Annotated in this window: 7 protein-coding genes and 1 pseudogene; 3 read left to right on the forward strand and 5 right to left on the reverse strand. The window is 39.7% G+C overall.

The genetic code is table 11. The features are described from left to right. A pseudogene (locus H6F92_RS11940) lies at positions 1-849 on the forward strand (IS4 family transposase); the annotation flags it as partial. A 343-nt stretch (positions 850-1192) separates the two neighbouring features. On the opposite strand, the gene H6F92_RS11945 reads toward H6F92_RS11940, so the two are convergent. The 3 genes from H6F92_RS11945 to H6F92_RS11955 all read right to left on the reverse strand — a co-directional run bounded on the left by H6F92_RS11945 (position 1193) and on the right by H6F92_RS11955 (position 2825). Continuing rightward, the gene (locus H6F92_RS11945; RefSeq protein ID WP_190358002.1) at positions 1193-1693 is read right to left on the reverse strand and encodes a PIN domain-containing protein; all 501 of its coding nucleotides are present in this window, start codon (positions 1691-1693) and stop codon (positions 1193-1195) included. Then, positions 1690-1935 (reverse strand): UPF0175 family protein, encoded by a 246-nt coding sequence (locus H6F92_RS11950; RefSeq protein WP_002770804.1) that lies wholly within the window; start codon positions 1933-1935, stop codon positions 1690-1692. The genes H6F92_RS11945 and H6F92_RS11950 overlap by 4 nt, the downstream gene beginning before the upstream one ends. A gap of 176 nt (positions 1936-2111) precedes the next feature. After that, a complete protein-coding gene (locus H6F92_RS11955) occupies positions 2112-2825 on the reverse strand; it encodes a PEP-CTERM sorting domain-containing protein (RefSeq protein WP_190358003.1) in 714 nt (237 codons plus the stop codon). A 645-nt stretch (positions 2826-3470) separates the two neighbouring features. Between H6F92_RS11955 and sipA the strand changes: the two genes are divergently transcribed. Further along, positions 3471-3683, forward strand: coding sequence for a regulatory protein SipA (gene sipA / locus H6F92_RS11960; protein WP_004163744.1), 213 nt, complete (start codon positions 3471-3473; stop codon positions 3681-3683). Between the two features lie 81 nt (positions 3684-3764). After that, entirely contained in the window at positions 3765-4715 is a 951-nt protein-coding gene (locus H6F92_RS11965; RefSeq protein WP_190358004.1) for a transposase, read from the forward strand. Here H6F92_RS11965 and H6F92_RS11970 read toward each other — a convergent pair. Together H6F92_RS11970 and H6F92_RS11975 are read right to left on the reverse strand one after the other, a co-directional pair. Continuing rightward, a complete protein-coding gene (locus H6F92_RS11970) occupies positions 4702-6300 on the reverse strand; it encodes a peptide ligase PGM1-related protein (protein WP_190358006.1) in 1599 nt (532 codons plus the stop codon). The genes H6F92_RS11965 and H6F92_RS11970 overlap by 14 nt on opposite strands. Before the next feature lie 112 nt (positions 6301-6412). Continuing rightward, positions 6413-6748: RNA-guided endonuclease InsQ/TnpB family protein (locus H6F92_RS11975; protein WP_190358005.1), on the reverse strand; the 336-nt coding region annotated here is incomplete at its 5' end.

Genomic DNA, 6748 nt, shown 5'->3' on the forward strand with positions numbered 1-6748 from the left:
CAGACATATTTGATTTATTTGCCCAATCAAGAAGTCCTAACTCTCATTTATTAATTCGAGGAACTCATAACCGAAAAGTTAACTATCTCGAAGATAAGCAAAGGTCAGGGCATCCAGAGACTAAATATTTACATCAATCCATCAGAGAAATAAAAGCCTGTGGTAGCCTAGATGTGCAAGTAAAACGCAATCCTAATCACGAGGCTAGACTAGCTAAACTAACAGTTAGATTTGCCAGTTTTGAAATACAAGTACCTAGCCATCACTCCAAGGCGACCCCTCGTCAACCGGTCAAATTACCGGTAATTTTAGCTGAAGAAGAAAATCCGCATAGCGGAGTTAATCCTATCAGTTGGCTCCTCTTAACTAGCCTAGACATTAGTAGCTTTGAATCAGCGATAACCTGTGTGCGCTGGTATAGTTATCGCTGGTTGATAGAACGCTATCATTTTGTTTTAAAAAGTGGTTGTGGATTAGAAAAACTGCAATTAGAAACGGGTCGGAGAATTGAGATGGCTTTAGCTACCTATTCAATTGTAGCTTGGAGATTACTCTGGTTAACCTATCAAGCACGCTTACACGGAGAGGAGAGTTGTGAAAGTTTTTTGGAAGAACATGAATGGCAATCTTTGTGTGCCACTATTCATAAAAAGAGTCCGCCACCTGAAAAGCCGCCCTCCTTGGCCGGAAGCGGTCAGAATGATTGCTTCTCTTGGGGGGTTTTTAGGTAGAAAAGGCGACGGTGAACCAGGTGTTAAAACTATTTGGTTGGGACTGCGAAGGTTACATGATATCAGCCAGACTTGGAAACTATCTCATCAAATTAGTTCCCCCATAGAACCCCCTTGAGCCATCTTGCACACTTTTCTCTTTTTGTCAAATTTTATGTTAAGAAAGATGTGACTAATGGATAGCTTATCAAGGGGGGCAGGGTAGGGCTGTTTCATTCTCTAGTTTGATTCCTTGTTTGTCTGTCTTCAATCGCTTACGGGGCAAGCAAAGCAAGGCATTTTAAAAATTTTTCAGATATTTGTTCTGAGAAATTGACTGAAAACCTTGCCAGATAAGGATTTGATTGAATGACATTTGCGAGAATGAAACGACCCTAGGGGGCAGGGGGGATCAGAGGCAAAATCTATCTTCAATTTAATTATAACTACTTACTTAAATAAGAAGATTTTGAAGGCTTTAGTTATTGGTTTTCATCAATTTCTTGCGCTGTTTTTAATATGTCTAAATACAATATTTGATTAACACGGAAACCTGCTTTAAAAATTAAATCATCCATTAACGGCTGAATATTAGGAATTAATCTTCTTCTTTTGGCAATTAATAAAATACCTAAAATTCCAATAACATTCAATCCTAAACTAATTGCTTTCTTTCTGCCAGGGTTCTCGTCTATAATTACTCTATCAGCATTTGAAGAAATCGCTAAAGCTATCGTTTCTGATTCTCCTCGGTGTAATTCCTTCTGTAATTCTTCTAATAATAACCGATTCTCTAACTCTCGCTTTTCTATCCAGGATAGGGTTTGAACTTCAATAGTGCCAGGAACTGAATAACCTAATCCTGTCATTTCTTCATAAACAGCCACTGGAATAATAATTGTTCCATAGATATCATGGAGCAAGTTAAGATAGCCGATAGCAGCTAAACTGGTAATCGGAGAGGTGTTACTAACAACAATCACAGATCACCTAAGGTTTTTAAGGTTTGTAATTCTTGTTGCCAATCTACACTATCATAATTTACACAAATATTCCTCTTGGCGACTTCTTGACGAAATTCAATTAAAGATAAGTTGGCAAAATCAGCCGCTTTTGCGCTACTGATATGATAATCTCTAAACATAATGATTGCCAGTTCTAGTTGCAACAGTTGCTCGTTTTTTCCTGTTGCTTGTATAATTTCGTTGGGAATCACAATAGTCATTAAAATTTAAAATATTTGTATGAACTGCCCCCATTGTATCACAAAAAAATACTTGTGATCGATTTATTAATAAAATTTAATGAATAGAAACATGGACAAAAAATAAACCCCCTCAAACGACTGAATGAAGGGGCATTTATGGTATTTTTAGAAGCAATTTAGCCTACTTTTGTGGTTTAGTTTTCGTCGGATTTAGAGGGTTTGAGTTTGCGTTTCAGGGTTGAAGCTGCACCTAATGCACCAAAGGAGCCAATAGCTAAAAGTCCAGCGGTTGAGGAGGGTTCAGGAACTAATTTTACATCCAGGTTTTGAACAGTAACACACGGGTGTAAACACCCCATATAAGTTTGACTAGTAGCATCATAGAATACCTGATAAGGGTCAACAGTAGGAGGAGTGGTGTTCTTTTCATTAATATTGTAAGCAAGTCCCCCTTGAGAGAAAAAGGCAGATGCTGTATTAAGTCCGGGGTTTTCAACACCATTTGGATTAAATAGATTATCGTTTAGGGCAGCGATAGGAGGAATAGGAGGAGTAGCAGAAGGATCACCACCAATCTGAGTTGTGCCGGGATCTAATAGACCAATTATTGGACCAGTGTCTTTCTCAGTAAATGGACTCGTACCTTGAGTTCCAGTTATGGATAAAACTTTATATCCCTTAAAGCCTGGGGTGACCGGAGATAGAGATAAAGTATCTTCGGTAATAACTGTCGCCTTAACAGGTGTGGGGAAAAGTGTTGGTCCTTTTCCTGGAGGCAGCAGGTTTGTATCTATATCGAAGGATAAACTCCATGTGAGAGTTCCAGCCGAAGCAGGATTTACTCCAAAGCCAATCATTGTAGTCGTTGCAGCCGCTCCAAGAGCCAAGGCTAAAGTCCAATTTTTCATTTTTTACTCCTGAGTAGTGTTTTTTGTGTGTAAGTTTGTAGTCTTAGCTTTGAGGCTATTAGCCTACTTTTGTCGTTTCTTTGCTAGGTCAGGCAACACCTTAACCCAACACCAAAGGGAGACAATGGGATTATACACATTCCCCCCCCCACAACTGTATCAAAATATACAGTTTAGGAAATCTTTACATTTCTCTCCTCAACTAGGAATTCAGATTTGGGGTTTTTTTGATTGTACTGATAGCGATCGCCACCCTCGCCGCTAGGTCAAGCAACACCCCAACTTAACGCCAAGGGGAAAGGGGGACGAAAACAGCTTATAGCGTTTCCTAAGCTAGTGAGGTACACCTGTTTTTCTTCCCCTTTGCCTTTTGCCTCTTGCCTTTTGCCTAAAACCCATAACTTTTGTACCTCAGCAGACTGAAAAACGCTATATACTAAATCCAGTTATTAAAAACTGATTATTTATTCTCCGTTTTGCCTTTTGCATGAGTAGAAAACGGGTTTCTCCGAGAAACCCGTTTTCTGTGCGTTACTCAACGGATTTAGTATTACACAACACCTATTCTTTGGAAAATCTATCTTGAGAATGATTTGAAATATGCTAAGTTGAGATACGATGTCACGATCGCATCTAGTCAGTACCATGAGTGAAATTAGCGTCGGGGGAAAAGTCCGTCTGATTGCCATTCCCCCTTACCTGAAAACCGCCGATCCTATGCCTATGTTACGGCCGCCAGAGCTGCTCGATATCGACGATATCGGCACGGTGATCGATCGCCGGCCGGGGGGTTATTGGGGTGTAAAATTCGATCGAGGCTCATTTCTGCTCGATAGCAAATATTTAGAAGCTATTTAAACCAGTTAAGTGCCAGTAGCGTCCAGAGATTACAGTCAAGACAACTTTGATAAATCACAAGCAAATCTAAAGAGTTAATTTATGTCTAATACTTTTCTATCGATCGTTATCCCGATGCGCGAGGGATTTGGCGAATATTGGCTAGGAGAATTGTTGAAAGTCAAGGGAGATATAGAATTTATTTTAGTTCATCCTCCTGGGGTCAAACCTTCGCCGGTGAATGATCCACGCATGAAACAGATTGTCTGTGCTTTACGAGGTGAAATTATTCAAAGAAGTACAGGATTTTTAAATGCCAGAGGTACTTATATTCTCACAATCAATTGCGATGAATATTTACACCCTGAGATCGTCACCTTAGTTAAAGACTATTTTGACCGCTTTCCCAACAGTTGGGTATTGCGATTAGCCAGACGTGGATTTCCCTACGGTGAACGAGAAAAATTAGAGAGTCCTTGGCCAACAATTCCCGATGTAAAAAGTTTAGCTATCTGTAGCAGAAGAGAAAATAATAGTAACTTATTTAAAGAGAATAATTATTTATTAGAAGTACCGATCGCTCCTTTAGATAATCCTTTTAATCCTAGCGCCCTGATCGGGAAACGTCGAGATCACAAGGGTCCTCACATGGAAAACTTTGATAAAAAAGTTTGGAAAAACGAACTGGTACAACCGGCAGTTAAAGAGATTACCGCTTCCATGAGTGTCACCGGTCCGATTAAATATATTCCCTTTTGGTGTTTAGATAGATTACTAGGTTTATATATTCAGGCCAAGTTTTTTGAGCAAGGTAAAACTATCGGTCATTGGCTGCCAGAAATAGCCGAACAACTGCGGATTGAAGATAATCCTCCTGAGTATAAAAGAACTAAACGTTTTTACTTTATTGCCGAGGTGATTCTCCTGAAAAATTTCCCTAAATATGGTTATCTTTGGAATTTAATTCTCGCTCAAGCGACGGAAGTACCCGGACGAGCTATCGATTCCCTAAAACGAAAATTATTGCCAGAAAAACCTTCTATATCCAAGTGATCGGTAATCCAGAATAATAACCTAAATTTATGGAACTAGGCTCTGTTTCCCAATCTAACACCTGTTCCACACGCTGATAAATTGCCGCAGCTTCCTCACTAGAATTGCCGATACAAGTTAACCCTAATTTACCAAATTCTGACAGCGCACCCATGAGATGAAAAACTGTTCCCGTTTTACTGCTACTATCAAAATGTAAGTGATGTTTAGCAATAATATCCATTAAATCATCGGGAAGTAAACCTTTGTATTGGGGTTTGTGGAGATTATCGGAGGCAATATAGTATTTTTCCTGGTGAGGTTGACTGAAAAACAATCCGGTTTTTCGATCGTATTCACCATTAGTTAAAAGCTTTAAAGTCATAAAAGGATGGGTAGTTCCTCCTTTTCGCAGATTAATTTCGATCGCCTGTAAATCCCAGACTAAAGTTTCTGGATTTTTCACAGCGACGAAATCAACTCCATAGCGTTCAATTGCCCCCTTGGCTGCCAGAATTTCCCCTATTTTTAGACCTAATTCCTGTAATTGTAGGCGATAATTTTCATCGGCAGGAAAATGACAACCTAGATAAATTTGACCATCGGGACCCCCTAAAATTTGATCGTGAGTGGAAAGAATCTTCACTTCTCCCGTGGGTGTAATATAACCTTGCACACTTGGCGATCGCTTTTCTTCTCCTTCAATAAAAGCTTCGACAATTCCCCCTAATTCAGCAATTTTGCCAGAAAAACTCTCCCAATTTTCATCCCTTGCTTGAAAACTCATCTTCTCTAATTGTTTAGCCAAGAGATTCATTCTCTCGCTTAAATCTAGGCTGTTACTATCAACAATTTCCGCTAAAGGACGTAAATCTAAAACTGCATTTCCTTCTCCCGATAACCCCTCATTTAACTTCACTACCATGCGTTTTAATTGCGGTTGACGGGACCACAAACTAGCGGCTTCGTATAACAAATCCTTGACCGTATTTACCTGTAAACTACCGTCAGGATGGGGAATATTGCCTTGACCAAAAATCTCGCGACTGCCACTTTTAGAACCCCAATACAATAAGTCTGGACTACAGGCAAATAAAGGAATATCTAATTGTAAAGACAATTCTCGCTCTAAATTAGTAGAATTAAAACAAACCATGTAGGCACGATCTCGACGCAACGCTTGCCGGATTCTTGCTACTAAGCGCGGTCTTTCCAGAATTTTTTGGGTTAAAGGTTGAAAAGAGTTATCGTGAGTTGTCAGTAATAACAGACGATTATTAGCATGGGAAAAAGGAATCCCGGGCAACAATTGCAGGTAATAATCAATCACCATCCGCGCCAGTGGCTGCGCTGTTACATAGATTAAACGAGTTTTCGGGTGTCGCAACCGAATCAGAGAAAATAATAATCTTTCTTCGTAGTGCAAAAAACCCGCTACTTTTTGACCGACTCTCTGATCGATACTAAAAGAAGGGACAACTAGGATATCATAATCCCATTCATCCGATTCGGGAACGTTTTCTCCCTGCCAAATCTCTTTTAATTTTTCTTGTAATTCTTGATACCGCAGACGCTTTCCTAGCATCAAATCTCTATCTAACAGCATGGTTTGTCCCACCTCTGTGGTTGCAGACACCTGTATCTTATCGATTTTTAGAGCCTGTCGTCTCCAGTGCCTTTCTTTTCTTAATATTCCGTTCTATTAAACCTACTCAAATCTACTCATGAGCAAATTTGACGTTAACTTCCTGCTTCACTGTAGTAGTGTCGGCACTATCTACTCTACAAGCTGACACGGTGGAACTCACCGCCAAAGAAGCTAGATTTAGACTAGCGTTCAAGTCTCGACCGCAAACTACATGGCATTGTTCACACTCAAAAACTCTTTCAGTTAAAGATAGAGACTCTTTCTTGTACCCACAATTGGAACAGGTTTTACTACTAGGAAACCACCTATCGGCTATGATTAATTCCGAACCATACAACTGAGTTTTATAATCAAGTTGTCTTCGGAACTCGTAAAAACCCATATCCTGAACGGCTTTAGCTAATTT

Origin of the sequence: Microcystis wesenbergii FACHB-1317, assembly GCF_014696875.1 — a bacterium.
Taxonomy (GTDB): Bacteria; Cyanobacteriota; Cyanobacteriia; order Cyanobacteriales; family Microcystaceae; genus Microcystis; species Microcystis wesenbergii_A.